The 26,400-nt window shown below is 38.1% G+C and carries 21 protein-coding genes; 10 read left to right on the forward strand and 11 right to left on the reverse strand.

What is annotated here, in order from left to right; genetic code table 11:
* Positions 1-201 precede the first annotated feature (201 nt).
* From IWB64_RS07895 to IWB64_RS07915, 5 genes are all read left to right on the forward strand, one after another.
* Entirely contained in the window at positions 202-1,359 is a 1,158-nt protein-coding gene (locus tag IWB64_RS07895; RefSeq protein WP_194533495.1) for a PAS domain-containing sensor histidine kinase, read from the forward strand.
* Between the two features lie 222 nt (positions 1,360-1,581).
* Positions 1,582-1,989, forward strand: coding sequence for an ACT domain-containing protein (locus IWB64_RS07900; RefSeq protein ID WP_194533496.1), 408 nt, complete (start codon positions 1,582-1,584; stop codon positions 1,987-1,989).
* Positions 1,990-2,090: 101 nt separating this feature from the next.
* A complete protein-coding gene (locus IWB64_RS07905) occupies positions 2,091-3,407 on the forward strand; it encodes a gluconate:H+ symporter (RefSeq protein WP_194533497.1) in 1,317 nt (438 codons plus the stop codon).
* Positions 3,408-3,425: 18 nt separating this feature from the next.
* Complete coding sequence (locus tag IWB64_RS07910) at positions 3,426-4,163, forward strand: GDSL-type esterase/lipase family protein (protein ID WP_194533498.1); 738 nt, start codon at positions 3,426-3,428, stop codon at positions 4,161-4,163.
* Between the two features lie 58 nt (positions 4,164-4,221).
* Entirely contained in the window at positions 4,222-4,881 is a 660-nt protein-coding gene (locus tag IWB64_RS07915) for a hypothetical protein (protein ID WP_194533499.1), read from the forward strand.
* 44 nt (positions 4,882-4,925) lie between these two features.
* Here IWB64_RS07915 and IWB64_RS07920 read toward each other — a convergent pair whose 3' ends face one another.
* A complete protein-coding gene (locus IWB64_RS07920; RefSeq protein WP_194533500.1) occupies positions 4,926-7,100 on the reverse strand; it encodes an acylase in 2,175 nt (724 codons plus the stop codon).
* 119 nt (positions 7,101-7,219) lie between these two features.
* On the opposite strand from IWB64_RS07920, the gene IWB64_RS07925 reads away from it, so the two are divergent.
* Positions 7,220-8,956: an ABC transporter ATP-binding protein gene (locus IWB64_RS07925; RefSeq protein ID WP_194533501.1), complete on the forward strand. Its 1,737-nt coding sequence runs from the start codon at positions 7,220-7,222 to the stop codon at positions 8,954-8,956.
* On the opposite strand, the gene IWB64_RS07930 is transcribed toward IWB64_RS07925, so the two are convergent.
* The 9 genes from IWB64_RS07930 to IWB64_RS07970 form a co-directional block, all read right to left on the reverse strand.
* The gene (locus tag IWB64_RS07930) at positions 8,953-9,282 is read right to left on the reverse strand and encodes a 2Fe-2S iron-sulfur cluster-binding protein (RefSeq protein WP_155597974.1); all 330 of its coding nucleotides are present in this window, start codon (positions 9,280-9,282) and stop codon (positions 8,953-8,955) included. The genes IWB64_RS07925 and IWB64_RS07930 overlap by 4 nt on opposite strands.
* Positions 9,283-9,318: 36 nt before the next feature.
* The gene (locus IWB64_RS07935) at positions 9,319-10,377 is read right to left on the reverse strand and encodes an NAD(P)/FAD-dependent oxidoreductase (RefSeq protein ID WP_194533502.1); all 1,059 of its coding nucleotides are present in this window, start codon (positions 10,375-10,377) and stop codon (positions 9,319-9,321) included.
* Between the two features lie 70 nt (positions 10,378-10,447).
* Positions 10,448-10,690: a NifU family protein gene (locus IWB64_RS07940; protein WP_194533503.1), complete on the reverse strand. Its 243-nt coding sequence runs from the start codon at positions 10,688-10,690 to the stop codon at positions 10,448-10,450.
* 1 nt (position 10,691) lies between these two features.
* Positions 10,692-11,831 (reverse strand): Mrp/NBP35 family ATP-binding protein, encoded by a 1,140-nt coding sequence (locus IWB64_RS07945; protein WP_194533504.1) that lies wholly within the window; start codon positions 11,829-11,831, stop codon positions 10,692-10,694.
* Positions 11,832-11,999: 168 nt separating this feature from the next.
* Entirely contained in the window at positions 12,000-12,335 is a 336-nt protein-coding gene (locus IWB64_RS07950) for an MGMT family protein (RefSeq protein WP_194533505.1), read from the reverse strand.
* Positions 12,335-12,964 (reverse strand): LysE family transporter, encoded by a 630-nt coding sequence (locus IWB64_RS07955; protein WP_194533506.1) that lies wholly within the window; start codon positions 12,962-12,964, stop codon positions 12,335-12,337. The genes IWB64_RS07950 and IWB64_RS07955 overlap by 1 nt, the downstream gene beginning before the upstream one ends.
* A gap of 3 nt (positions 12,965-12,967) precedes the next feature.
* A complete protein-coding gene (gene trmB / locus IWB64_RS07960) occupies positions 12,968-13,636 on the reverse strand; it encodes a tRNA (guanosine(46)-N7)-methyltransferase TrmB (RefSeq protein ID WP_194533507.1) in 669 nt (222 codons plus the stop codon).
* 10 nt (positions 13,637-13,646) lie between these two features.
* The gene (locus tag IWB64_RS07965) at positions 13,647-14,726 is read right to left on the reverse strand and encodes a sensor histidine kinase (protein ID WP_194533508.1); all 1,080 of its coding nucleotides are present in this window, start codon (positions 14,724-14,726) and stop codon (positions 13,647-13,649) included.
* Positions 14,727-14,837: 111 nt separating this feature from the next.
* Positions 14,838-15,524, reverse strand: a complete 687-nt coding sequence (locus IWB64_RS07970; RefSeq protein ID WP_194533509.1) for a response regulator transcription factor — start codon at positions 15,522-15,524, stop codon at positions 14,838-14,840.
* Positions 15,525-15,702: 178 nt separating this feature from the next.
* On the opposite strand from IWB64_RS07970, the gene IWB64_RS07975 reads away from it, so the two are divergent.
* Both IWB64_RS07975 and IWB64_RS07980 read left to right on the forward strand, forming a co-directional pair.
* The gene (locus IWB64_RS07975) at positions 15,703-18,531 is read left to right on the forward strand and encodes a TonB-dependent receptor (protein WP_194533510.1); all 2,829 of its coding nucleotides are present in this window, start codon (positions 15,703-15,705) and stop codon (positions 18,529-18,531) included.
* A 48-nt stretch (positions 18,532-18,579) separates the two neighbouring features.
* On the forward strand, positions 18,580-20,628 hold the full coding sequence (locus IWB64_RS07980) for an autotransporter outer membrane beta-barrel domain-containing protein (RefSeq protein WP_226975830.1): 2,049 nt from the start codon (positions 18,580-18,582) through the stop codon (positions 20,626-20,628).
* 125 nt (positions 20,629-20,753) lie between these two features.
* Here the strand turns inward: IWB64_RS07980 and IWB64_RS07985 are convergent, their stop codons facing one another.
* Positions 20,754-21,857, reverse strand: a complete 1,104-nt coding sequence (locus tag IWB64_RS07985; protein ID WP_194533511.1) for an acyltransferase family protein — start codon at positions 21,855-21,857, stop codon at positions 20,754-20,756.
* Between the two features lie 217 nt (positions 21,858-22,074).
* Here IWB64_RS07985 and IWB64_RS07990 point away from each other — a divergent pair, with 217 nt between their 5' ends.
* Positions 22,075-23,289, forward strand: coding sequence for a DNA polymerase Y family protein (locus IWB64_RS07990; protein ID WP_194533512.1), 1,215 nt, complete (start codon positions 22,075-22,077; stop codon positions 23,287-23,289).
* Positions 23,290-23,367: 78 nt separating this feature from the next.
* Positions 23,368-26,394 carry a DNA polymerase III subunit alpha gene (locus tag IWB64_RS07995; RefSeq protein ID WP_194533513.1) on the forward strand — a complete coding sequence of 1,009 codons (3,027 nt, stop codon included), beginning with the start codon at positions 23,368-23,370 and terminating at the stop codon, positions 26,392-26,394.
* The last annotated feature ends 6 nt before the right edge of the window (positions 26,395-26,400 follow it).

A 26,400-nucleotide genomic window follows, 5' to 3' on the forward strand; every position in this document is an offset into this window, starting at 1 on the left:
AAATCCAGAAGTTCTTCTGGTTAAATTGTCAGCAATTACCTCTGTTTTTCGGAAATAAAGGTTAAATTTAAGGACTGTTTTTTGTTGAATATCAGATTTCTGCACCCTCACAGAAATAGAAGCAATAGACCCAGAGCTATTCTTCATAGTAGTAATTAATGGCCTTGTCCCCAATTTTATTTTTTAACCATAAAACCTAAAATGAGCCTACCAACTAGCCCGAATAATCATTTAGATAAAGACAATTTTTACACTCAAACTGTTCTTAACAACATGGGTGATTCTGTTTTTGTAAAAGATGCAGAAAGCAAAATGGTATTGGTTAACGATGCTTTTTGTAAAATGATGGGGCTTCCACGTGAGGAAATGATAGGTAAAACTCTTGCGGAAGAAGTTACACCAGAAGAACGAGAATCTTTTCTTAAGATTGATTGGCAAGTCTTGGCAGATGGTATAGAAAACATCAATGAGGAAGAGATGACAGTAAGAGGAGGTGAAACACATATTTTATCAACTCGAAAATCACGTTTTATTGATGAAAATGGGGATAAATTTCTGATTTGTGTGGTACGGGATATCACAGATCAGAAAAAAGCAGAGGAAAATTTACACGAAAGTGAGACTCAATTAAAAGAAGTGCTTGCGACTAAAGACAGATTACTGTCTATAATTGCACATGATTTAAGAAGCCCTTTCAATAATATTACTTTATTGTCAGATTTGTTGGGTGATTCGGTTAAAAGGAATGATGTAGGACAATCTGAGGAATATTTGGAATTGATTAATAAAACAACCCAAAACACCCTGACTTTACTGGACAACCTTTTGAACTGGTCAAAATCTCAAACAGGACAACTAGATTTTAAATCGGAAAAAGTAGATGTTAACAAGGTAGTTAGCCAGACGTTAGAACTGTCAAAAGCAATTGCGAGAACTAAAAATATAGAACTGAACTATGTAGAAAGCGATACTATTCAGGTATGTTCTGATCATAAAATAATAAAAACAATAATCCGTAATCTTGTCTCAAACTCTATTAAGTTTACTAAGCCAGGAGGAAGTATTAATGTTTTAACAACACAGAATGAAACCCATTTAGAAGTAACTGTTTCCGATAATGGAGTGGGTATGAGTCCGGATATCTGCGATAAATTGTTTTGTGTAAACACCAATATGGCCCGTGTTGGTACGGCAAGTGAAAAAGGCTCTGGTTTTGGGTTAGTGCTCTGTAAAGAGTTTGTAGAAAAACTTGGCGGAGAAATTTGGGCAGAAAGCACTTTGGATAAGGGTAGTGATTTTAAGTTTACAATACCTCTGAATAATAATACAAAGCCCAATTTTAATTTAGCTCGAAATTAAACTGAAATTATAATTTAAAAAGGGAAGATTCTAGTGAGTCTTCTCTTTTTTTTTGGCTTTTATCTGTACTGTATTTTCTTATAACAAGCTTGTCCAAGAAATTAAACCAATGTAGTTTTAGAATTTGGTTGTTAAAGAAGATAACCCAAGTGTGACAACCCTCAGGTGAAATTTTTAACAGAAAATATTTAAAAAAGAGATAGGGGTTTAAAGTATAGCAAAATGGCAGGAGAGAAGAACTTAGCGGAAATGATAAAGGGTATGACCCCAAAATTGAATGAAGGCGAATATGTATTTATAACCTTAACGGATGCAAACCAAATTTCTAGAGCTGATACCCTTTGTGAGTTCAAAGAGCAGGAGGGAACAACTGTTATAATAGCAAAACAAAAAGCTGATGCTTTACGTCTTCCGTATGAATATGTTGCTTCTTGGATAACTTTAGAAATCCATTCTTCTTTAGAAGGAGTAGGACTCACGGCCCTATTTTCTTCAGAGCTGGCAAAAAACAATATTAGTTGTAATGTGGTTGCCGCGTATTACCACGATCATATTTTTATAGACCATAAAAATGCGGAAAAAGCCGTAACGGTCTTAAAGCAATTGTCTGAAAGTTATTCAGAAAGATAGCTTCATTCATCATTTTAAAAATGACTTTTTAGAAGGTTTCTTCATAACTTTTAATTGTCATCAATTTTAGTATCTTAGAAGTCTCAACACCAATCTAGCCCATGCCACTTGCCATTGTTATTGCCGGAATTTTCATTCTTTTTATTTTAATAGCCCGCTTCAAACTTAATGCTTTCATTGCTTTTATCATCGTCTCCCTATTGGTAGGTGTTGCCGAAGGAATGGATTTTGAAACCGTTACCAAGTCCATACAATCAGGAATAGGTAATACTTTAGGTTATTTGATCCTAATTCTTGGACTTGGTGCAATGCTGGGAAAGCTCGTAGCAGATAGTGGTGCGGCGCAGCGTATTACTACGCAAATGATAGAGAAATTCGGGAAGAAATATATTCAATGGGCCGTAGTTCTTACTGGTTTCATTGTGGGTATACCTATGTTCTATACGGTAGGTTTTGTTATTTTAATTCCGTTGGTATTCACCGTGGCTGCAGCTACTAGGCTTCCATTAATTTATGTGGGTCTACCCATGTTGGCATCCCTTTCGGTAACGCATGGGTACCTTCCTCCGCATCCGGCCCCTACAGGTATCGCTGTTATTTTTAATGCTGATATAGGGAAAACGTTATTGTATGGTATTCTTGTGGCTATCCCTGCCATAATTGTTGCGGGTCCTCTTTTGGCACGTTCCATTAAAAATGTAGAAGCAACACCTTTAAAAGAATTTTTAAACCCGAGAATTTTGACAGATGATGAAATGCCAAGTACGGCTACTAGTATTCTTACGGCCTTACTACCGGTTATTCTCATTGCTCTAGCCTCTGTAATTGCATTGGTACTTCCCGAAGAAAACCCGATTAGAAAAGCAACCGATATTTTAGGGAATCCTGTAATGGCTATGCTTATATCGGTTTTAGTGGCTATTTATACATTAGGATTGGCAAGGGGCAAAAAAATGAAAGATGTAATGGACTCCGTAGCGAGTGCAGTTTCGGGTATTACCATGGTACTTCTTATTATAGCAGGAGCCGGTGCTTTAAAACAAGTGCTTATAGATAGCGGTGTAAGTGACTATATTGGTGATATGCTTAAAGGTTCTACGGTTTCCCCTTTAATATTGGCTTGGCTTATTGCTACAGTCATTAGGGTGTGTGTAGGTTCAGCAACGGTTGCGGGTCTTACGGCCGCCGGTATAGTGTTGCCTTTAATTGCTAATACAGATGTTAGCCCGGAGCTAATGGTTTTGGCCATTGGTTCTGGAAGTTTAATGCTGTCACATGTTAACGATAGTGGGTTCTGGCTTTATAAAGAATATTTTAATCTATCGGTAAAGGATACTTTAAAAACATGGACAGTAATGGAAACTACCGTTGGTGTTATGGGCCTTATTGGCGTTCTTGTTTTAGATATTTTCATATAAATTATAGATTGTTGCACGATGATGAAGAGAAGACAATTCATAAACCGAACGGCTCTTGCCGCAGTAGGTACTAGTTTAATAGGGTGTTTTGACCATTCCAAATTCGAATTAAAGAAAAATCAAGTAGTAGGTTGTTTTGGAGATAGCATCACCTACTCAGGTTATAATGGCTATGTTGAAATGCTACAAGAGAAGTTCAATAAAGAAAAACCGGAACTCAATATTAAGTTTATCAACTTTGGTAAAAGTAGTGAAACCGTAAGTGGACTCACAGAAGAAGACCATCCTGGCCCAAGGCCTTACCTTTTTGAGCGCCTAGATGAAATTCTTGACAAAAACCCAATAGATGTGGCACTTTTCTGCTACGGTATCAATGACGGAATTTATGGAAAACCTTCAGAGGAATTATTTAGAAGCTTTAAAATAGGGGTCTATTCGTTCCTTGAAAAAATGCGTCAGAGAGATATTAAGACCATTTTATTAACGCCACCGCCATTGGCCGAGCGGCATTTGGAAAATCAGAACACTGCTTCGTATAGCTATAAAAATCCGTATCCAAAATATGATAAGGAAGTATTGGAAAAGTTTACGGATATCATTTTAGAAATGCAGCATCCTTATGCGAATGCCGAGATAAACATTCGCAAACCTCTTTTTAAAAATCAAAAGGAGTGCTATGATAAGGATCCAGTTCATCCAAATAAGAACGGTCATAGATTGATTGCCGATACGATTTTTGGTAATTTATCGTTTTAACATTGCCTTAAGTCCCCATGGCAGGGTATTTGTTATCTTTATCCTGATTTTTTATTCGATGACCAAAAACTATTCGGTACTGTTGTTCGCTATGATGCTGTTTTCCTTTTCGGGGATGGCACAGACTGATATTCCTCAAAAGAAAGAGTTGAAAATAGAAACGGCGAATAAGATTGATGATAATGCTGAGCCTGATCAAGGTACTTCTTTAAACATTCCGTCTGTAGTAGAAGATCAACCTCAGGTAGATTTTGATATTGCTAAGCGTAATCCTGTAAAAATGATTGATGACCGCGAACTTGTTCAGGCAGGTGCCGGTATGAAAATTGATCCTAAAGTAGGGCCAAGACAACCTGAAGAAGGTTCTAAACAACACTTTGCGGACATGTACTTGGGCGACGTTAAAAACAACGGAAAATTCGTTGGTATTATGTGTCGTGATCACGAAAACGTTGATGGGGACCGTGTAAAAATTTATGTGAATGGTGACGTGGTTGACACTAATATTCTTTTAACAAGCTCTTTTAAAGGGGTAAACGTTGATTTAAAAAAAGGATTCAATCGTATAGATTTTGAAGCACTTAATGTTGGTGCGTATGCGCCTAATACCGCTCAGGTAAACGTCTATGATGACAAAGGAGAAATTATCTATGCCACCAAATGGTTACTTTCTGAAGGTTCAAAAGCTACTTTGATTATAACAAAAGAAGAAGACTAAAATTCAGTATTTTCTCTATTTATACAGTGGGTTGCTTAAAAGAACTAATCTCTTTTACCAGGTACATATTTCTCTTTAGCTCTTTTGACTACATCTTCATAGTAGAAAGGAACATCTTTCCAATCCATATTTTTATATCTTTCAATCTGGTCGTTAAAATGAGGGGAACTTGGGTCTCCGCTTTGTCCACCTGCCAATATACTTTTAGCCTTTACTTTATCACCAAATTCCACAACCGCTACAAAACTATTTCCACGTGTTCCGTAGATTTTTTTTGCCCCTTCTGTGGTGTAACGAGCACCGTATGCAGCTAAAGCGCCCCATCTTCCAGACGCAAATCCTATAGGAATACTTGGTTTAGAATCGTTGAAATGCTGCACTATATCTCCCGTAGTTCGCTGATATCTATTTACTTCTCCCCACGGTATTTTCCATGTTCCAAAGTCGGCCGTTAGGTCTTCTATTACTTCTTCAAATATCTTTAAACTCTCTTCCGTATGGGTCCCAAAATAGGTCATTCGTTCCATATCGCTAATCCCTTCTGGGTGTTTTGCCCTTTTGCCCATAGCAGTGCCGTAGTAATGAGCCAGCGTCATGGCCACTTGATTTTCTCCTGTAGTGTAATCCCAATTTTTAAGAATGGAAATGGGTTCCTTTAATTTCGGGTTTTTATCATCGTGAGAATTGTAAGCTTTAACTAAGCCTGGAATCAATGCTTGAAAAGCCGGCAAAAAAGGGTCGTGTGCCAGTTGAATTAAACTGTCTATAGTATATCCTTTTCTATCTTTCAATAATTCAATAGCATGAACTCCTCTAAAATTCTCTTGGTCTCTGGACATGTAATAGGGGTAATCCTCTTTCTTTGGACTGAACCCCAGAGCAGAGGTATAGGGAGTGGAATTGCAATTTTGTATCCACCCATTTTCTGGATTCAATACTAAAATATTTTCATCTACCGTATGTAATCCCTGCCAATCGGTCTTTGGATTACTACCATCAACTGGCTCCGCATAATTAAACTGAACATCTCGCTTAGGTACAAAATTACCATGGAAATAGGCAATGTTTCCCTCGGCATCTGCATACACCGTATTATTGCTAGAATTGGTGCGGATATCCATCATATCATGAAATCCTTTATAGCCTTTTTGTTTGGTACGTATAAAAGATTGTTCCAAAGCTTTTACTGGCTCCCACATCATAGCGGAAGCTGTCCATTGACCATCGGCAACATGCGTTATTGGTCCGTGGTGGGTTCTATATGTCGGATATTTTTTTTCTTTCAGTTCATCGCCATCAAGATATTTCAACATTATTTCAGAAGATTCAATAGGTCGTAATTCTTCTCCATATTGATAGAACAAATGGTCATCATTCTTAACAATTGTTTCCTTGAATTCATCCATTACATCCGTGTAAGTAGATGTATGCATCCAACCGGTATTTTCATTAAATCCTTGATACACAAAAAACTGCCCCCAAGTTACCGCTCCATAAGCATTTAATCCTTCCTCAGAAACTACGTGAACCTCCCCTCTAAAATAAAATGAAGTATGCGGATTGATTAATAACAACGGATTTCCGGACTGTGTCAGTTTTCCTGAAATAGCAATACCGTTTGACCCTTGCGGTTCTTCAATCTCTTTTTCCTTTTTCATTTGAAGTATTTCAGCTTCTGGCAGCTCCATATCGCTTTCATAAAAAGCAGCTATTTTCTTTGTTGAAATTCGTTCAATATCTCCGCCAATAGACCCTTCGCTAAAATACATTGGCATCCAAGGTTCAAAATGTGTCAATAATTTTGGTGTTACTTCCGGGTGTGTGTATAAATAGTAATTGACTCCGTTGGCAAAGGCATCACATAATTCTTTTAGCCAAGCGGGGCTTTTTTCATAGTTAGCTTTAGCCTCTTCTTCGGTCATGAACAGTTTTGCACGTAGATCACTATACAGCGCATCTTCACCGTCTACTTCTGCCAGTCTTCCTGTTGCCCAAATATAATTTTGCTCTACACGGTTAAAATCATCTTCACATTGTGCGTATAATAACCCAAAGACTGCATCGGCATCTGTCTTTCCATAGATGTGAGGTACTCCAAAATCATCTCTTATAATCTCAACATTTGCAGTATGAGTCTTCCATTTTTCTACCTCTATGTTTTTCTGTTGTGCGCTACAGGAAAAAAGGAAGAAGTAACTTATTAGTACTACATATTTCATAAGGCTCTATTTATACTTACAATATACTACCAAACTCCAAATAAATCGAACCAACTTACGGGATAACCTGCTTGTTTTTTTCGTTTTGTGTACCTTGCAGGCTTCATTTAATCATTATTATGGCCGAGAAAAAAGTTAGTATGCTTACCGCGTTTAAGACCATTATATGGCCAAGAAGAAACCTTGTATTTATTGGACTCCTCCTTATAGTAATTAGTAAAGCAGCAAGTTTTGTGGCGCCTTTATCCCTCAAATATTTGATGGACGATATTATACCAAATAAGGATATAGATTTTTTAAAATTACTTGTAGGTGCAGTTGCCCTGGCTATACTAGTGCAATCCGTCACTTCGTTTCTATTGACGAAAATATTGAGCGTTCAGGCACAGTTTCTAATCTCTGAACTTAGGGCTCAGGTACAGAAAAAAGTACTATCGTTACCTATTAGCTTTTTTGATAATGCAAAATCTGGAGCTTTGGTGTCCCGTATAATGAGTGATGTAGAAGGGGTACGTAACCTAATCGGCACAGGTCTGGTACAACTTGTTGGTGGTACTATTACCGCGGTGGTTTCACTTATATTGCTTTTGCGGATTAGTTGGACAATGACAATCTTCACATTAGTGCCTCTGGCCATTTTTGCATTGATTGCGCTTAAGGCATTTAAAATCATTAGACCCATTTTTAGAAATAGGGGAAAAATAAATGCAGAGGTAACAGGACGTCTTACCGAAACTTTAGGCGGAGTGCGTGTAATCAAAGGCTTTAATGCCGAGGAACAAGAAAATAAAATATTTGAAAAAGGGGTTGATCGTCTTTTTCAAAATGTAAAAAAGAGTTTAACTGCCACTGCTTTCATGACTAGTTCGTCTACCTTCCTTTTGGGTATTGCCACAACGGGAATTATGGGCATAGGTGGTTATAAGATAATGATGGATGAGCTTACGATAGGTGAATTCTTAACCTTTACCTTTTTATTAGGGTTGATGGTCGCACCTATTGTTCAGATGAGTAATATTGGTAGTCAGTTAACAGAAGCCTTGGCTGGTTTGGATCGTACCGAAGAACTTATGAATATGGTTCCGGAATCTGATGAAGAAAACCGGACCATAGTTCTGGACGATATTAAAGGTGATATTGTTTTTGATGATGTATCCTTTGCTTATGAGGAAGATAAAGAAGTGCTTCATAATATTAATTTTGAAGTAAAATCTGGTAACGTAGTTGCTTTGGTGGGTAGTTCCGGTTCTGGAAAATCTACCATAGCCGGGTTGGCAGCTACTTTTTTAAATCCTCAGTCGGGTAAGATTACCATAGACGGTAAGGATGTAGCAAAAGTTAACCTAAACAGTTTTAGGCAGCACCTTGGAGTGGTCTTACAAGATGATTTTCTTTTTGAGGGCACTATACGTGAGAACATTCTATTCCCGCGACCTAATGCTACGGAAGAACAATTGCAGCAATCGGTAAAAGCTGCTTACGTAAATGAATTTACGGATAGGTTTGAAGATGGATTGGATACTTTGATAGGGGAGCGGGGCGTTAAACTTTCCGGTGGTCAACGCCAACGTATTGCTATTGCACGAGCTGTTTTGGCAGATCCTAAAATTTTAATTCTAGATGAGGCTACATCTAATTTGGATACGGAAAGCGAAGCTTTGATTCAAAAGAGTTTAGCGGCCTTAACAGAAGGTCGTACCACTTTTGTAATAGCACACAGATTGAGCACCATCCGAAAAGCAAATCAGATTTTGGTTATTGAAAACGGAAAAATTGCTGAACAAGGTACCCACGATGAGCTTATTGCCAAAGAAGGCAGGTACTTCAATTTATTTACCTATCAGGCAAGAATCTAACTCTCCGGAGCTAGTTCTACTTCTAATCCGTCTAAATCTGGGGTCATGTGAATTTGACAACCCAAACGGCTGTTGTCCTTGACATCAAAAGCTTCGGCCAACATAGCATCTTCATCATCTGATTTCTCAGGAAGATTGTGGTCTGAAGTAACATAGCACTGGCAAGAAGCGCACATAGCCATTCCGCCACAAATACCAATAGTACCCTCAGGAGCTAATTCGTATGAGCGAACTACTTCCATAAGATTCATATTCATATCAGTTGGGGCATCTACCTCATGGGCAACACCATCTCGGTCGGTAATTTTTATTTTAATGTCGGTCATTAGGATACTTAATTATAATTTGGCCTTTAGTCACTTTTAATCAATAGACTTTACAACTGCCTTTGGTGCTTCTTTCTTACTACCGTCAAAACCGGTTACGCCCCCTACAGTAGTATATTTCATTACATATTTCTTATCAGGATAAATACGCTGATAAGCACTTTGGCACATTAACGTTGCTTCATGAAACCCACAAAGAATCAACTTTAATTTTCCAGGATAGGTATTAACATCGCCAATAGCATAAATACCTGGTACATTAGTTTGATAATCGAATGTGTCTACTTTAATGGCATTTTTCTCAATATCAAGCCCCCAATCTGCAATTGGTCCTAATTTGGGAGAAAGCCCAAAAAGCGGAACAAAATTATCAACTTCCAAGATAACATCCTCATCAGGATTTGTTGTTTTTCTAATAGTAACGGCCTCTAGGGTTTTCTCACCTTGGAGTCCCACAATTTCACCAGGAGTAACTAAATTAATTTTACCTGCGTTCTTAAGGTGTTGTACTTTTTCTACGGAGTCTAGTGCACCTCTAAATTCACTTCTACGGTGAACCAAAGTAACCTGCGAAGCTACATCTGCTAAAAATATACTCCAATCCAAAGCAGAATCACCACCACCAGCTATAACCACTCTTTTATCACGGTAGACCTCAGGGTCTTTTATGATATAGGCAACGCCATTGTCTTCGTATTTATTGAGATTTTCAAGTAACGGTTTACGAGGTTCAAAACTACCCAATCCACCTGCAATAGCTACAATAGGGGCATGGTGCTTGGTTCCTTTGTTGGTCGTTACTATAAATGTACCGTCTTCTAGTTTTTCTATGGTCTGCGCTCTTTCGCCTAAGGTAAACCCAGGTTCAAAAGGTTTTATTTGTTCCATTAAATTAGTCACCAAATCGCCTGCCAATACCTCGGGAAAACCTGGTATATCGTAAATTGGTTTTTTAGGATAAATTTCGGAACATTGACCACCAGATTGTGGTAGCGCGTCTATTAAATGACATTTGAGCTGTAGAAGGCCTGCCTCAAAAACGGCAAAAAGCCCTGTTGGGCCAGCTCCAATAATCAATATATCTGTTTTGATCATCGGGTTTACATTAAAATTCGGACAAAATTAGAATTAAAAAATTGATAAGAATATGATTAAAATCAGTGTATTATGCACCAATATTAATCACCTCTTCAATTTGTGGAGCGTATTTTTTTATAGTCATTTCAACACCACTTTTTAAAGTCATTTGATTAACGCTACATCCAACACATGCTCCTTCTAACTTCACCTTTACGGACTTCTCGTCATCTATGGAAACCAAAGAAATATCTCCTCCATCACTCTGTAAAAACGGACGAATCTCTTCTAGCGCTTTTTCTACATTCTGTTTTAATTCTTCAGATGTCATATTATTTTTTCTTAACGACAGAACAACCCGCCATAGTTGTTATCTTAATTGCTTCGGTAGGGGGAAGATTTTTATTTCTACCCACAACTTCTCGCACTACATTTTTTGTTATCTCTTCAAACGCCAATTCAACTGGTGTAGCCGTTTGCATAGCAGCTGGTCTTCCAATATCACCAGCTTCTCGTATACTTTGTACTAAAGGAACCTCACCTAAAAAAGGTACTTTTAAATCTTCGGAAAGATTTTTTGCACCTTCTTTACCAAAAATATAGTACTTATTATCTGGAAGCTCATCAGGAGTAAAATAAGCCATATTTTCCACGATTCCCAATACAGGAACATTTATGGATTCTTGCTGGAACATTGCAACTCCTTTTCTAGCATCTGCCAAAGCAACATTCTGTGGGGTACTAACCACTACTGCACCGGTAATAGGCATAGCTTGCATGATACTTAAGTGAATATCACCAGTTCCCGGAGGAAGGTCAAGCAACATAAAATCCAATTCTCCCCAGTGTGCATCAAAAATCATTTGATTCAGTGCTTTTGCGGCCATAGGTCCACGCCAAATAACTGCTTGATCTGGTTGAGTGAAAAACCCAATGGAAAGTAGCTTTACGCCATAGCTCTCTACTGGCTTCATTTTAGATTTCCCATCAACATTTACGGCCAATGGTTTTTCCATAGGAACATCAAACATAATAGGAATAGAAGGCCCGTAAATATCTGCATCTAAAATTCCTACCTTAAAGCCCATTTTGGCTAGGGTAACGGCTAAATTTGCAGTAACCGTAGATTTTCCAACACCACCTTTGCCTGAAGCAACGGCAATTATGTTTTGGATACCCGGTAAAGGTTTTCCTTTTATTTCGTTGGTTTTTGGCTTTGCAGGAGCATCAACTTTAATGTTGATTTTTATCTTGGCCTTTTCATATACCTCCCGGTGTATGATTTTCAGAATTTCGACCTCGGTCTTTTTTCTAGCCTGTAAGCTTGGGTTGCTGATGGTAATATCTACCTCAACCTCATCACCAAAAATCTGTATATTCTTAACGGCACCACTTTCTACCATATTCTGTCCTTCGCCAGGTACGGTAATATTCTCTAGTGCTCTTAAAACTTCTTTTTTATCAATCTTCATTATATAAAATCATTCTAAAGAACAAAGATACGCCATAGCGTCGAGAGGGTAAAGAGATGACATTGAAAAGTGGTATGTCTTAATAGGTATTATTGATAAATAGCCGTAAAATAGTATTCAGAAGAAGTGTTTTTTAGACTAAAATTATATTTTTTAGAAAAAAAAGGATTACCCTAGTTCTTTAAAAGGGTCCCAAAAGTGTTTTTCAAAATCTATGATCTGATTTTCTTTTATGGTAATACCCTCGTTTTCTAGTAGTTGTTGCATCAGGTTGGTGCCATCAAAATGATGCTTTCCGGTAAGTAATCCAATTTTATTCACCACTCTGTGAGCAGGTATTTCGGGCATATTTCCTGCTCCGTTCATTGCCCAGCCTACCATTCTAGCGCTTCGGGCAGCGCCTAGATATTTCGCTATGGCACCATATGAGGTAACTCTGCCCTCAGGTATGAGCTTGGCCACTTCGTACACTTTTTGAAAGAAATTTTTGTTCTCGGGATTCATTAGCGATAGGCTATTCTAAAAACGGTTATTGTCAATAATACCAACATTAGTCCGCTAAGGATGTAATTACTATTCTTAGAAAAACGATTGGATTTATTCTCTAATTTATTAAAATATACCGTGTACATATAAAGTACTGTAAAAGTACCTGAACCTGCAGCGAATATAAAGACCAGAATATCCCAAACCTCAAACTTGATCCAACCTGATGCATTCCACATAATATTAAGCCCACTGTAATAGGGTATGGTCAAAAGGTTTAATCCCGCCAGAAGTATGCCTTTAAAGAAACTATTCTTCTTGCTGACCTTAACAATCTTTTTTACCTTCTTTTTATTTCGTCCTGCAGCTATGAAAAAATATACCATAAAAAAAGCAAAAACTACAACTGCAATTTTGAGTAGTACATCAACTACCTCAGGATTTTTATGAAGAAATTTTGATATATACACAGCAATTGTAGCCTGAAGAATAACCATAACGGCCACTCCCAGACTAAAAATTATACCGTTTAATTTGCCTTTTTCTACACTAACCTTTGCGGCGTTCATGTTTAGAAGCCCCGGAGGTACGGTAGCCATGAAAGCTGCCGAGAACGTAGCAAAAAAAAGAATCAAAAGATGCTGCATGGATTAGTTAACCTTGAATTGGATATAGGTAATGGGCTTACCTCTTTCAAGATACTGTTTTTCGTAGAAAGTCTGAAGTTCTAATACTTCCTTGGGACTGCCTTCGTTTTTATATACATCGTGGTTGGCATAATTTATTTCCAAACCTAACCCTTGTAAAAGCCCTAAAGTATAGCCGTGCATAAACTCGCTATCTGTTTTTAGGTGCATAAGACCATCAGGGTGTAAAACTTTCTTGTACTTATTTAAGAAGTTTTCGTTAGTCATTCGGTGTTTTGTACGCTGATACTTTATTTGTGGGTCAGGAAAGGTAATCCAGATTTCTGAAATCTCATTTTCATCAAAAAGTTCATCTACCAGTTCAATTTGTGTTCTTAGAAAAGCCACATTTTTAAGGTTATCCTCTAAAGCGGTTTTTGCACCTCTCCATAAACGAGCCCCTTTAATATCAATACCTATAAAATTTTTATTTGGGTCTTGTTTAGCAAGGCCAATGGTATATTCTCCTTTTCCACATCCTAGTTCTAAGACAATAGGATTGTTGTTGCCAAAAAAGTCTTTCCACTTACCTTTTTGCTCAAACCCTTGTTTTACGTCTTCCCGTTTAGGTTGGATGACATTAGAAAAAGATTCGTTTTCTTTAAACCGCTTTAGTTTGTTTTTGCTTCCCAATGATATAAAATTAAATTTCAGATAAGGTTTTGACAGAATTTTTGGTTTCTGCTTTTTCTAAAGTAAAGGAAAATTCAGAACCCACGCCTATTTCGCTTTCTACATATATCTTTTCGCCATGGGCTTCAACAATATGCTTTACAATGGCAAGGCCAAGACCAGAACCACCTTCGCTACGGCTACCACTTTTATCTACTCTGTAAAAACGTTCGAACAGTCTTGGTATATGTTGCTTAGGGATTCCTTCGCCATTATCGGTAACTCGTACAATAACCTTATTCTTAATCAGGTTTTCTACGCTTACCTCGGTAGTACCGTTGGTATGTCCGTATTTTATAGAGTTCACGAGAAAGTTAGTCAATACCTGTTGTATTTTTTCTTTATCGGCATTTACCATAATTGGCTCTACATACTCCATGTCAAAAGTAAGTATGATTTTCTTTTTAGCCGATTTCATTTCCAAAAGATCAAAGACATTTTGAATAAGTTCAATAATGTCAAAAGACTCTCTTTTTAGATTCAGGTCGCCTACTTCTAATTTAGTGATGAGGTCAAGATCTTTAACAATGTAAATAAGGCGGTCTACACCTTTGCTAGCACGTTGTAAATACTTTCGGCGTACATTTTTGTCGTCCATAGCTCCGTCTAACAACGTTTCTATGTAACCCTGTACAGTAAAAAGTGGCGTTTTAAGCTCGTGAGATACGTTACCTAGAAAGTCTTTTCGGTATTCTTCCCTGATCTTTAGGGTGTCTATTTCTACACGTTTATCTTTTGCGAATTTCCCTATTTCTTCCGTTAGGGTTTTCATGTCCGTGGTAATAGGCCCAGCGTTAAGTGATGATGTCTCTAGCATAGCAACATCATCGTAAATTTTCTTTATACGGCGATAGATGAACTTTTCTATTCGTATTTGGGTTACTATAAATGCAATAGGAAACAACACCAGTACGGAAATTATTATAACCGTCCAGTCTAGTTTGCCAAAAAGGTATAAGAACAATACCAAAAGCGAAATAAATACAGCGGTTACCATTAAGGAAGACCTTAACGCAAAGCGATATGACCTTCTTAGCTTAGCAGCAGCCATAAGAAACTTGTTTTATTTTCGTCAAAGAGCAGTTATACATCATTATAGGGCAACTCACGCCGCAAAATTACTATAAAAATGACGTATAACTGAATTAATGTGGAGACTTAATTAAAGAACGAACTTATACCCAACCCCTTTTACGGTCTTAAAATGCTCTTCGCCAATTTTTTCGCGTAGTTTTCTAATGTGAACATCAATGGTACGACCACCAACAACTACCTCATTACCCCAAACTCTATCTAGAATAACTTCCCTCTTAAATACCTTGCTTGGTTTTGAAGTGAGTAGAGACAGAAGTTCAAACTCCTTTCTTGGTAAAACAATCTCTACCCCGTCATTTACAATTTTGTACTCTTCTCTATTGATAACGATATTACCAACCTGTACAATGTCTTCTTGTTGGGCGTTATCTTCTTTTAACCTTCTTAATAGGGCTTTCACCTTACTTACCAAAACTTTTGGTCTGATCGGTTTTGTAATATAATCATCGGCACCTGCATCAAAACCGGCCACTTGGGAATAATCTTCACCACGAGCGGTAAGGAAGGTAATGATAGAATTTTCAAGACCCGCTGTGCTACGAATAGTTTCACAAGCTTCTATACCATCCATCTCAGGCATCATTACATCCAAGATAATTAGGTGTGGCTGCTTTTTCTTTGCCATGGCAACACCCTCAACTCCGTTCTTAGCGGTAAAGACCTGGTAGCCCTCGTTAGTAAGATTGTAGCCCACTATTTCTAGTATATCTGGCTCATCGTCAACAAGTAATATCTTAATGTCTTTCTTTTTCATAGGTCTGTAAAGATGGTTAATTCTGTCAAAAGTAAATATATTCCCGACATACCAAGGTCTCTTAACGTTGATTTAATATAGTAACATTAACCTAACCTTATTGCAATAAAGGTTTAACATGTACATAACCCGACTTTTACTTCACGTAGCGTTATTTGCGGCGTTATAAAACTAGATAATGAGACTAATATATTCTATTGCCCTTTTGTTTTTTTCTTTTCAACTCAGCGCCCAAGATACGGGAAGCATAGTAGGTACACTTACAGACAAAGAGTTGAATGATGATCCCCTGCCTTTTGCCAATGTAGTCATTAAAGGTACAACTATTGGAACTACTTCTGATTTTGATGGACTTTATGAAATTGCCGGACTTGAGCCAGGCACTTATATAGTATCCTATAGTTATTTAGGATATGAGACGGTAGATATTCCTGATGTAATAGTTGAAGCGGGAAAAGTAACGACTATTAACGTACCTATGAGCGCCTCGGAAGGTGTTTCTCTAGATGAAGTTGTGGTTACCACTACTGCTCGTAAAGATTCTGAAACAGCTCTTTTGCTTGATCAAAAGAAAGCGACAGAGATAAAAGAAAGTATAGGAGCTATTGAGCTTGCTAAAATTGGGGTGTCCGATGCTGCCACTGCTACTACCAAAATATCTGGTGTTACCACTAGTGAAGCTTCTGGAGATGTATTCGTAAGAGGTTTAGGTGATAGATACCTTTCTACAACCTTAAACGGTCTGCCAATTCCTTCTGATGATATTGATAAGAAGAACATTAATCTTTCACTTTTTCCAACACGTGTTCTTCAGAATGTAAGTATCAGTAAAACCTTTGCTGTTGATGGTTCTGCAGATGAGGCTTCTGGTGCGGTTAATATTACTTCTAGAGAGCTTGCAGGTTCAAGTGAACTTGCAATTGGTGTTTCAGGAGGGCTTAACTCAAATGTATCAAAAAGCGGAGTCTACGATAACTTTAAAGTATCACCAAATTCAAAAAATACGGATTTTGGGTTTTACGATCAAAACCTTAGCACTCAAGAGTTAATAACTGGTCAGGGTTGGAACACATTGCAACAGGAGAACCCAATGGACTATTCCATGTCTATTGCAGCCGGTAAAAAATTTGCAGATAAACTTTCTGTTTTTCTTAGTGCATCACATTCCCGTTCTTTTGAACATAGAGAAGGTTTGTTTAGACAGTATCGTTCAAACTTTATTGATGACACGATTACGGATGCAACTACTTTCCGTAAGAAAATCGTGAACACGGGTCTTTTAGATATTACCTATTTGGCCAATGAGAAAAACAAAATTAAGTCCAGTACTTTTTTCGTAAACAAATTAGATGAGTCTGTCTTTGAAGGAGGCCGTAATGGTGAGGCTACTATTTTTGAAGAAACTGCAGAATCTGAAGGATTGTTTCAGTTCATAAGAGATCAGAACACTAAACAAACAAGATTATTTGTGACCCAATTAATAGGTAGACACCAACTTGGGGAGAAGAATACATTGCATTGGGCAGGTGGTTACAACTTCTTAAAAGCAGATGAACCTAACCGTATTCGTAACGAAGTAAACTTTGATCCAGACGGTACTTTTGTGCAATTGGGTAGAAACGGAGGTTTCCAACAGCGTAAATCTAGCCAGAATATTGAAGACATAGAGTATAGTGGTTATATCAAAGATGAGCTAAAAATCATAGATGAGGAGACAAGAACCTTTAAGATGAATTTTGGGGTTTCTTATAGAAATAAAGAAAGAGATTTTAGTTCAGAGTTTGTTGGTGTAGAAGAGCAAAGTACCAATACTATAAACCCACCTTCTATTGATAACTTGGGTAGTATCTTCCGTCAATCTAATTTTGATGCTGGTCTTTTAGAAATTAACCTTTTAGGGTCTAACGCAAATGGGGAAAGAAAAGATTTGTACTTAGGTACTTTAGATTCAAAGGCCGCATTCTTTGCTTTTAACGTGGGACTTGATAAATGGAATTTTGACGCTGGTATCCGATACCAAAATGATGAGATAAATGTAACCTATGACATTGGTAACCTTTCACCTAGAACAGGAGAAAGTAATCAAGATTATAGTAATTTCTATCCTAGTTTAAATATTAAGTATACTTTAAATGAGCTTCATGCATTACGTTTAGCAGTTAGCCGTACGATTACATTACCTGAGTTCAAGGAAATTGCACCATTCAGTTATGTGTCGCCTACAGGGCAGATTAGCCGTGGTAACCCAGATTTAATAGCTTCTAAAGATATCAACCTTGATCTTAAATGGGAGTATTTCCCTTCTGCTGGTCAATTGGTTTCTGTTGCTGCTTTCTATAAAGATATTTCCGATCCAATAAACAGAGTTAGGGAAACAGGCTCTGCCGGTATTTTCTCTTATTTCAACTCTGGTGAGAAAGCTGAAATTTTTGGTCTTGAAGCCGAAACAAAGTTAGACTTGGTGAAGCCAATATTTAATGATGACGACGGTTCAGAATCTGGATATGACCTTAATATGGTTCTTAACGTAACACGCATGTGGCACCAACAGGATCTTAAGGAAATATATAACGAAAACGGTACACTCGTAAGAAGTTTTCAATATAAAGGAATTACGGAGTCTGACCTGCAGGGTGCATCTGATTGGATTTTTAATACAAGTCTAAATTTTGAGGCCGCTACTGAAAATCCTTTTGCAGCTTCACTTACAGCCAATTACGCTTCCGATAAAATTTATTCTTTAGGAGTACCTACAGATCAGACCAACCGAGATATTTTTTATGATGATGCAGTTGTAGAAAAAGGATTTGTTGTTCTAAACGCCCTTATAAGTAAAGAGATAGGGGAGCATTTAAAGATTAGCCTTACGGGTCAAAACCTTTTAAACCCAAAAATTGAACAAACCCAGCTGGTGCGCAACCCAGTTACTGAAATTGAAACAGAACAGACTGTGCTTTCTTATACTACTGGTATGGATATTAGCCTAGGTCTTAGCTATAAATTTTAATTATTATCTAAATAAATAATCAAATCTTTAATCTTTAAAATGTTAATTATGAAATTGAAAACGAGAAACTTTGTAAAAGTTTTGGCAATGGTAGCCGCCATTACCTTTGCAAGTTGTAGTAGCGATGACAATGCTCCGGACGATGGACCTGATGCAACTGTACCTACTTGTACCGATGGAATTCAGAACGGTGATGAAACGGGTATTGACTGTGGTGGTGCTTGTGCAGCATGTGAGGCAACTGAAGAAGGAACTACTCTAACGGGAACATTAACAGAAGAGAGAACTCTAGATGCTACCAAGACCTATGATTTAGAAAAAAGCTATAGTATTGAAGCTGGTGGTAAATTAATTATTCCTGCAGGAACGGTAATTAACGCTACAGTTGAGTCTGGTGATGAAACTGAAACTTTTATCGTTGTTCAGAAAGGTGGTGAGATTGATGTTCAAGGTACAGCTGCTGCGCCGGTAACAATGCAATCTACAGGTGGCCAGCCAGGTGAGTGGGGTGGACTTGTTATTTTGGGAGATGCTACTACAACAGCTGGTGTAGATGCAACTGCTGAGGTAAGTAACTTTAAATATGGTGGTTCTGCTGATGATGATAACTCAGGTTCTATTACATACTTGATCATTAAGCACGCTGGTGCACAAATTAATGCTGAGTCTCAGTACAACGGTCTTACACTTTATGCTGTAGGTTCTGGAACAACTATTGACAATGTTGCAATGATAGATGGTGAGGATGATGGTGTTGAGTTCTTTGGTGGAACGGTTTCAGCATCCAACCTTTACTTTGAGAACAACCAAGATGATTCTATTGACTGGACAGAAGGTTGGAACGGTACGGTTACAAACGCATATGTTTTACATACAGAAGAAGGTTTCTCTACTGCTGTTGAAGCAGATAAGGATAATGGTAACCCTAAGTTGATAAACTTTACTGCTGTTTCAACTGTTGGTGGTACTGCTTTACAGTTCAAAGCTACTTCTGGTGCTACGATCACTGGTCTTTCTTTAAGCGGTTACGATACTTCAATAGATATGAAAGATGATGGTCCTTTGGCCAATGTAATTATCGAAGGTGAAGACGGTGATCCAGAAAACAGCTATAATGCTAATGCAACTGTTGATGTTGCCATATTTGACTGGGTTAATGCAGATGCCGTTGTAGGTGGAAGTAGTATTCTAACAGGAAACATAACTAGCGACCTTACATTGGACGCTTCTATTAGCTATCTTTTAACTACAAGCTTAAGTGTTGAGTCTGGTGCTACGCTAACTATTCCTGCTGGAACTAAAATCAGTGCTCAGGTTGAGTCTGGTGATGAGACTGAAACTTTTATCGTTGTTCAAAAAGGAGCTATGATTATGGTTGAGGGTACTGAAGCTGCCCCGGTTGTTATGACTTCTACAAACGGTAACCCTGGTGATTGGGGTGGACTTGTTATTTTAGGAGATGCTACTACTACTGCTGGTGTAAATGCTACTGCAGAAGTAAGCAACTTTGAATATGGTGGAACCGATGATGAAGATAATTCAGGGGAGATAAGCTATTTAATTATTGAGAATGCCGGAGCACAAATCAATGCTGAGTCTCAGTACAACGGTCTTACACTTTACGCTGTAGGTTCTGGAACTACTATTGACAATGTTGCCATGATCGATGGTGATGATGACGGTGTTGAGTTCTTTGGTGGAACGGTCTCTGCTTCTAACCTTTACTTTGAGAACAACCAAGATGATTCTATTGACTGGACAGAAGGTTGGAACGGTACAGTAACTACTTCTTATGTTGTTCATAGTAAAGAAGGATTTTCTACTGCTGTTGAAGCAGATAAGGCAAATGGCAACCCAAAATTGATTGACTTTACAGCTGTTTCAACTGTTGGTGGTACGGCACTTCAATTTAAAGCGACTTCTGGTGCAACTTTAACTAACGTTAGCCTTACAGGTTACGATACTAACGTTGATATGAAGGATGCAGGACCTCTTGCAAACGTAATTGTTGATGAAACAGCTCTTACTACTGCTGAAGATGATGTTTTCAACGGTACTGCTGTTGATGTTGCAATTTTTGATTGGGCTACTAAATAAGCTACAAAAGAGCATTCATATAATTATCAAAGCCCGCATTAGCGGGCTTTGTTGTTTTCTTATTTGAAATAGGATTTTAACTGGGACCGCATATAAATGGGTTATACTATAGTGTTTTTAATAATCTATACCTTAATATAAATCTTTTTCTTATCCAACCAAAGGCCAAAACTCCAGCAAAAGAGCATGAAAACAATGGCGAAGGCAAATGACCCAAAGTAGGGGCCTATCCAACTAAATCCTTTTTCGTACACATAGCTATAAAGACTTTGCTCTCCATTCACACGAATAAAAAGCGCTCCAATAGCCACATATTCCGATAGTAGATAGATGAAAAGCGGATTCTTTCCAAAAACCTCAAAGAAATTATAATTGATAGGTTTTTTTAAGAATTCTATGGTGTAGATTAATACAGATAGCACAATAATATCAAGACCAACAGTAAGTGTTACAAATGAGCTTGTCCATAATTTTTTGTTTACTGGAAAACCAAGATCCCATAGATAAGAAACAACTAATAAACCAGCTCCAACAAGCAACATCTTAGCCAATTTCTCGTAGCTAATAACACTATCTATGATGTATTTACCTATAAGATAACCACCCAAAACGTTACAAATAGATGGTAAGGTGCTCAATAAGCCTTCAGGGTCAAACGGTATGCCGTTGCCCATATATACATGGTTATCTCCTAAAAAAATGTGGTCTACTGTTCTTGCAAAGTTTCCTTCTAAAGTATAATCGCCAAAAGCACTCAGTACACCCCAGTACCCTAGGAGTATCACTACCGAAGCTATAATCAGTTGTTTATTGGTTAGAAAATATATCATAACGGCACCAATAAAGTAACAAAGGGCTATGCGTTGTAGAACGCCAAGTATTCTTGTTTCACTAATAGGAACGGCTGCAAGATCTCCGGTTTCTGTCCAAGAAACAAATGGAAACCAATACATACTGTATCCGATTAAAAATATAATTAACGAACGCTTACCTACTTTTTTGAAAACTTCGGATAATGGTTTGTCGGCCCACTTGGCTTTGACGAAAGCAAATGCATTACCAACCGCAAACAGAAATGAAGGAAAAACCAAATCGGTAGGGGTAAATCCATGCCAATTGGCATGTAGCAAGGGTGAAAAGGTCATGCTCCAGTCTCCGGGCGTATTTACGATAATCATTAGGCAAATGGTCAATCCCCGAAATACATCGAGTGCTTTGAATCTTTTCATGGTCGGTTACTTTTTAGTTGCCCTCTAAGTTAAGCGCTCTTGTGATCTTTCCAAACAAATCGCTATTTTCATAAATTCCTTTGAAGGGAATATGTGTTCAGACAGAGTATTAACTCACCCCAATCCTCGCATCTCAAAATTTAACACACTAGTTTTTGGATATAATCCAAATAACAGGAAATATTCCATAATTTAGCGTTGTTGTTTTGCGACAGTTATGGAAAAAACCATTTTACATCTAGATTTGGATACATTTTATGTATCCGTAGAGCGGCTCATCAATAGAGATTTGGTGAACAAGCCTCTACTTGTTGGCGGACTTAGCGATAGGGGCGTAGTGGCTGCCTGTAGCTATGAAACCCGAGGTTATGGTGTGCATTCCGGTATGCCCATGAAAATGGCAAAAGAACTTTGCCCGGAAGCTATTGCAATAAGAGGTAATGCGGGAACCTATAGTAAACACTCAGATGTTGTAACGGAAATCATACAAGAGCAGGTACCTCTTTTTGAAAAATCCAGTATAGATGAATTCTATGCGGATCTCACCGGAATGGACCGCTTTTTTGGCTCTTATAAATATGCTTCAGAGTTGCGGCAGCGCATTATTAGAGAAACGGGATTACCTATTTCCTTTGGGCTATCGGCAAATAAGGTGGTTTCTAAGGTGGCTACGGGCGAAGCAAAACCTAGTAATCAACTAAAAATAGATTACGGATTTGAGAAACCTTTCCTAGCACCCTTATCCATAAAGAAAATACCAATGGTGGGCGACAAAACGTATCAGACCCTTCGGAATTTGGGACTTCGTAAAATACATACTGTTCAAGAAATGCCCATAGAGGTCATGCGGAATGTACTAGGGAAAAACGGTGCGGTTATTTGGAAACGCGCCAACGGACTAGATAATACCCCGGTAATACCTTTCTGTGAACGGAAATCTATTTCTACAGAGCGCACGTTCGATAAGGATACTATAGATGTAACCATGCTACGGGGCATTCTCATTGCTATGACAGAAAATTTAGCCTACCAATTGCGGCGTGGTGAAAAGCTTACAGCTTGCATTGCGGTAAAGATTAGATACTCAGATTTCAATACCTATTCAAAACAGTTGCGCATACCCTATACCAGTGGAGACCATATTCTGATTCCCAAAATACTGGACCTGTTCAAAACACTATATAACCGCAGATTGTTGGTGCGTTTAATCGGTATTCGCTTTAGCCATTTGGTGGGGGGGAACTATCAGATTAATCTTTTTGATGATACGGAAGAGGCGCTAAACTTATATGATGCTATGGATAGAATTAGGAATAGATATGGCGATAAAAGTGTCATTAGGGCTTCGGCTATGGGAGCACGTAGTATTGGGCGAATGCAGAATCCGTTTGATGGTCGCCCTCCTGTTGTGTTGGCTCATAGGAAACAATAACTACCGATTATAATTCTAAAGATTTTTCAGCTCAAAGAATCGAACACCATTTTTTTTAACCATTAACCACTAATCAATTTGTATTTAAACTGCCATACATATTACAGTCTGCGCTACGGTACTTTTTCAGAGACCGAACTCTTGCATTTGGCACAGGCCAATCATGTAACACAGGTGGTTTTGACAGATATTAATAATACTTCTGCTGCGCTTAATTTTGTCAGAAAGGCTCCGGAATATAATGTCAGGCCTATATTAGGTCTCGATTTTAGAAATGGGGTAAATCAGTGCTTTGTAGGTATTGCAAAAAATAATGAAGGGTATCTGGAGCTCAATAATTTCCTGTCTAGGTACTTACATGAAAAAAAGGAAATACCCGTGGCAGCTCCCAAGTTTGAACATGCCTATGTTGTATATCCTTTTGAAAAGGTAGTTGAGAACAACATGTCCATTTTTACCGAAAATGAATTTATTGGAATATCTATTTCTGATTTAAGGCGATTACCCTTTTCAAAAATCTTGAATTTAAAGGATAAGCTGGTAGTTCAACAACCGGTTACGTTTCGTAATAAAGGTGATTTTAATGCGCATAGGTTATTACGGGCTATTGATAATAATTGCTTGTTGAGCAAACTAGATAAGACCGAAGAGGGCAACGAGGAAGAAAAAATGTTCCCGATTCAAAACCTAGCTACGGTCTTTTCTGAATATCCTTTTATTCTTGAGAACACAGAACGCTTAATGAACGCCTGTTCCATTTCTTTTGATTTTTCAGTTGATAGGTCTCCTCAAAATCAAAAAACCTATTTAGATAGTAAAGAAGAAGATGAGGTGCTTTTGGAAAAGCTTTGCAAAGAAGGTTTGCCTTATAGATATGAAACGGTTGATCAGGATATATTGGATCGTGTGAGCAAAGAGTTAACGCTTATTAAAAGCATGGGATTTGTGTCCTACTTTTTGCTGAATTGGGATATTGTTTCTCATGCACGTAAACAAGGCTTTTTCTATGTAGGCCGTGGTAGTGGTGCTAATAGTATTGTAGCATATCTGCTTCGTATAACGGATGTGGACCCTATGGAGCTCGATTTGTATTTTGAGCGGTTCATTAATTTATATCGTGCTAATCCGCCAGATTTTGATATCGATTTCTCCCATCGGGATCGGCCAGAAATGACCAAATATATTTTTGAGCGATTTAAAAATGTGGCCTTATTGGGTACCTATGTGACTTTTAAAGAAAGAGGTGTTATTAGGGAATTGGGTAAAGTATTTGGTCTTCCAAAAAGTGAAATAGATTTGCTTTGTGAGGGCAGATTGGACCTTTCTAGGATAGATGAGGTTTCGCGTTTGGTACTAAAGTATGGTCGCCTCATTAAAGATATGCCCAACTACCTGAGTATACATGCCGGAGGTATTTTAATTAGTGAAAAACCATTGCATTATTTCTCTGCTACGCATATGCCTCCCAAAGGGTTTCCGACCGTACAGTTTGATATGGTGATAGCGGAAGACGTAGGATTGTTCAAATTTGATATTCTTGGGCAGCGCGGACTCGCCAAAATACGGGAGGCGCTAGATATTATAGCGTATAATCAACCTGAAAAAAAGGACACGTTTGATATTCATAATATCAAAAAAATAAAGACTGACGAGTCGGTTAATACCTTGGTAAAGACCGCGCAATGTATGGGGTGTTTTTATGTGGAATCTCCTGCCATGCGTATGCTTTTAAAGAAATTAGAGGTCGATAATTATTTGGGTTTGGTCGCTGCCAGTTCTATTATTAGACCTGGGGTAGCCAAAAGCGGAATGATGCGCGAGTATATTTTAAGACATCGGAATCCGGGTAGGACGGAAGAAAAAGCACATCCTGTTTTGCTAAGCATTATGCCGGAGACTTATGGTGTTATGGTCTACCAAGAAGACGTTATAAAGGTGGCTCATCATTTTGCCGATTTGGATTTGGGCGAAGCCGATGTATTACGTCGCGGAATGAGCGGAAAATTTAGGTCACGAGAAGAGTTTCAGAAAGTAAAAGATAAGTTTATAGACAACTGCAGACGAAAAGGCGAAAGTGATGACGTTATTTTTGAAATATGGGAACAGATTGCAAGTTTTGCCGGGTATGCTTTTGCCAAAGGACATTCTGCTTCGTACGCTGTAGAAAGTTATCAGACGCTGTTTTTACGGGCATATTTCCCATTGGAATATATGGTGGCTGTACTTAACAATGGTGGCGGATTTTATCGTCCTGAATTTTATGTACACGAGGTACGTATGTTGGGTGGCACCGTACATCCGCCGTGTGTTAATAGGAGCCATTATGCAAATGCTATCTATGGAACCGATGTTTTTATAGGTTTTGGGTTTTTACGGGAATTAGAAAGTAGAGTAGTGGAACGCATTTTAAAAGAGCGCGCTGGCAACGGTTCTTTTTTGTCTTTGGAAGATTTTTTAGACCGTGTCCTTATTTCGGTAGAACAGGTAGATGTGCTTATTCGTATAAATGCATTTCGATTTACGGCAATCAACAAACATGAGTTGCTATGGAAAGCTTATTTTTTTCTCAGTAAGGGAAAGAAAGTAGACCATCCCAAACTCTTCCCGCCCAAACATCAAGATTTTAAGATTCCAGAGTTGTATACCACTCATTTGGAAATGGCCTTTACGCAATTGGAGCTGTTGGGTTTTTGTTTGTGCAGCCCATTTGAATTATTGATAGAGCCACCTAAAAATAGCAGAGGCAGTAAAGACCTTGAAAAGTATCTTGGTCATCATATAGATATTTATGGGTACTTGGTAACGGTTAAAAATACCAGTACGCATAATGGGAAACGTATGTATTTTGCCACTTTGGTAGATCAACACGGACAGGTTTTTGATACCGTTCTTTTTCCGCCGGTAGCCGCTAAATATAACTTTAGAGGTAAAGGTATTTATCGGTTTTACGGTAAGGTGGTGAGCGAATTTGGTTTTTTAAGTATTGAAGTTATAAAAATGCAAAAGCAAGATTATGTGCAAGACCCAAGATATGCAGATATGAAAACCAGCACAAAAGTGTTTGAGAACAAGAAAGCAGAAGCTAAAGCAAACCGAATTTTATAAAGAGGG

Origin of the sequence: Zobellia nedashkovskayae, from assembly GCF_015330125.1 — a bacterium.
GTDB lineage: Bacteria > Bacteroidota > Bacteroidia > Flavobacteriales > Flavobacteriaceae > Zobellia > Zobellia nedashkovskayae.

What these genes read in the sequence shown, in the direction of transcription:
- IWB64_RS07895 (WP_194533495.1), top strand. Translation starts at nt 202, where the DNA reads ATGAGCCTACCAACTAGCCCGAATAATCATTTAGATAAAGACAATTTT.
- IWB64_RS07900 (WP_194533496.1), top strand. Translation starts at nt 1,582, where the DNA reads ATGGCAGGAGAGAAGAACTTAGCGGAAATGATAAAGGGTATGACCCCA.
- IWB64_RS07905 (WP_194533497.1), top strand. Translation starts at nt 2,091, where the DNA reads ATGCCACTTGCCATTGTTATTGCCGGAATTTTCATTCTTTTTATTTTA.
- IWB64_RS07910 (WP_194533498.1), top strand. Translation starts at nt 3,426, where the DNA reads ATGATGAAGAGAAGACAATTCATAAACCGAACGGCTCTTGCCGCAGTA.
- IWB64_RS07915 (WP_194533499.1), top strand. Translation starts at nt 4,222, where the DNA reads ATGACCAAAAACTATTCGGTACTGTTGTTCGCTATGATGCTGTTTTCC.
- IWB64_RS07920 (WP_194533500.1), bottom strand. Translation starts at nt 7,100, where the DNA reads ATGAAATATGTAGTACTAATAAGTTACTTCTTCCTTTTTTCCTGTAGC.
- IWB64_RS07925 (WP_194533501.1), top strand. Translation starts at nt 7,220, where the DNA reads ATGGCCGAGAAAAAAGTTAGTATGCTTACCGCGTTTAAGACCATTATA.
- IWB64_RS07930 (WP_155597974.1), bottom strand. Translation starts at nt 9,282, where the DNA reads ATGACCGACATTAAAATAAAAATTACCGACCGAGATGGTGTTGCCCAT.
- IWB64_RS07935 (WP_194533502.1), bottom strand. Translation starts at nt 10,377, where the DNA reads ATGATCAAAACAGATATATTGATTATTGGAGCTGGCCCAACAGGGCTT.
- IWB64_RS07940 (WP_194533503.1), bottom strand. Translation starts at nt 10,690, where the DNA reads ATGACATCTGAAGAATTAAAACAGAATGTAGAAAAAGCGCTAGAAGAG.
- IWB64_RS07945 (WP_194533504.1), bottom strand. Translation starts at nt 11,831, where the DNA reads ATGAAGATTGATAAAAAAGAAGTTTTAAGAGCACTAGAGAATATTACC.
- IWB64_RS07950 (WP_194533505.1), bottom strand. Translation starts at nt 12,335, where the DNA reads ATGAATCCCGAGAACAAAAATTTCTTTCAAAAAGTGTACGAAGTGGCC.
- IWB64_RS07955 (WP_194533506.1), bottom strand. Translation starts at nt 12,964, where the DNA reads ATGCAGCATCTTTTGATTCTTTTTTTTGCTACGTTCTCGGCAGCTTTC.
- IWB64_RS07965 (WP_194533508.1), bottom strand. Translation starts at nt 14,726, where the DNA reads ATGGCTGCTGCTAAGCTAAGAAGGTCATATCGCTTTGCGTTAAGGTCT.
- IWB64_RS07970 (WP_194533509.1), bottom strand. Translation starts at nt 15,524, where the DNA reads ATGAAAAAGAAAGACATTAAGATATTACTTGTTGACGATGAGCCAGAT.
- IWB64_RS07975 (WP_194533510.1), top strand. Translation starts at nt 15,703, where the DNA reads ATGAGACTAATATATTCTATTGCCCTTTTGTTTTTTTCTTTTCAACTC.
- IWB64_RS07980 (WP_226975830.1), top strand. Translation starts at nt 18,580, where the DNA reads ATGAAATTGAAAACGAGAAACTTTGTAAAAGTTTTGGCAATGGTAGCC.
- IWB64_RS07985 (WP_194533511.1), bottom strand. Translation starts at nt 21,857, where the DNA reads ATGAAAAGATTCAAAGCACTCGATGTATTTCGGGGATTGACCATTTGC.
- IWB64_RS07990 (WP_194533512.1), top strand. Translation starts at nt 22,075, where the DNA reads ATGGAAAAAACCATTTTACATCTAGATTTGGATACATTTTATGTATCC.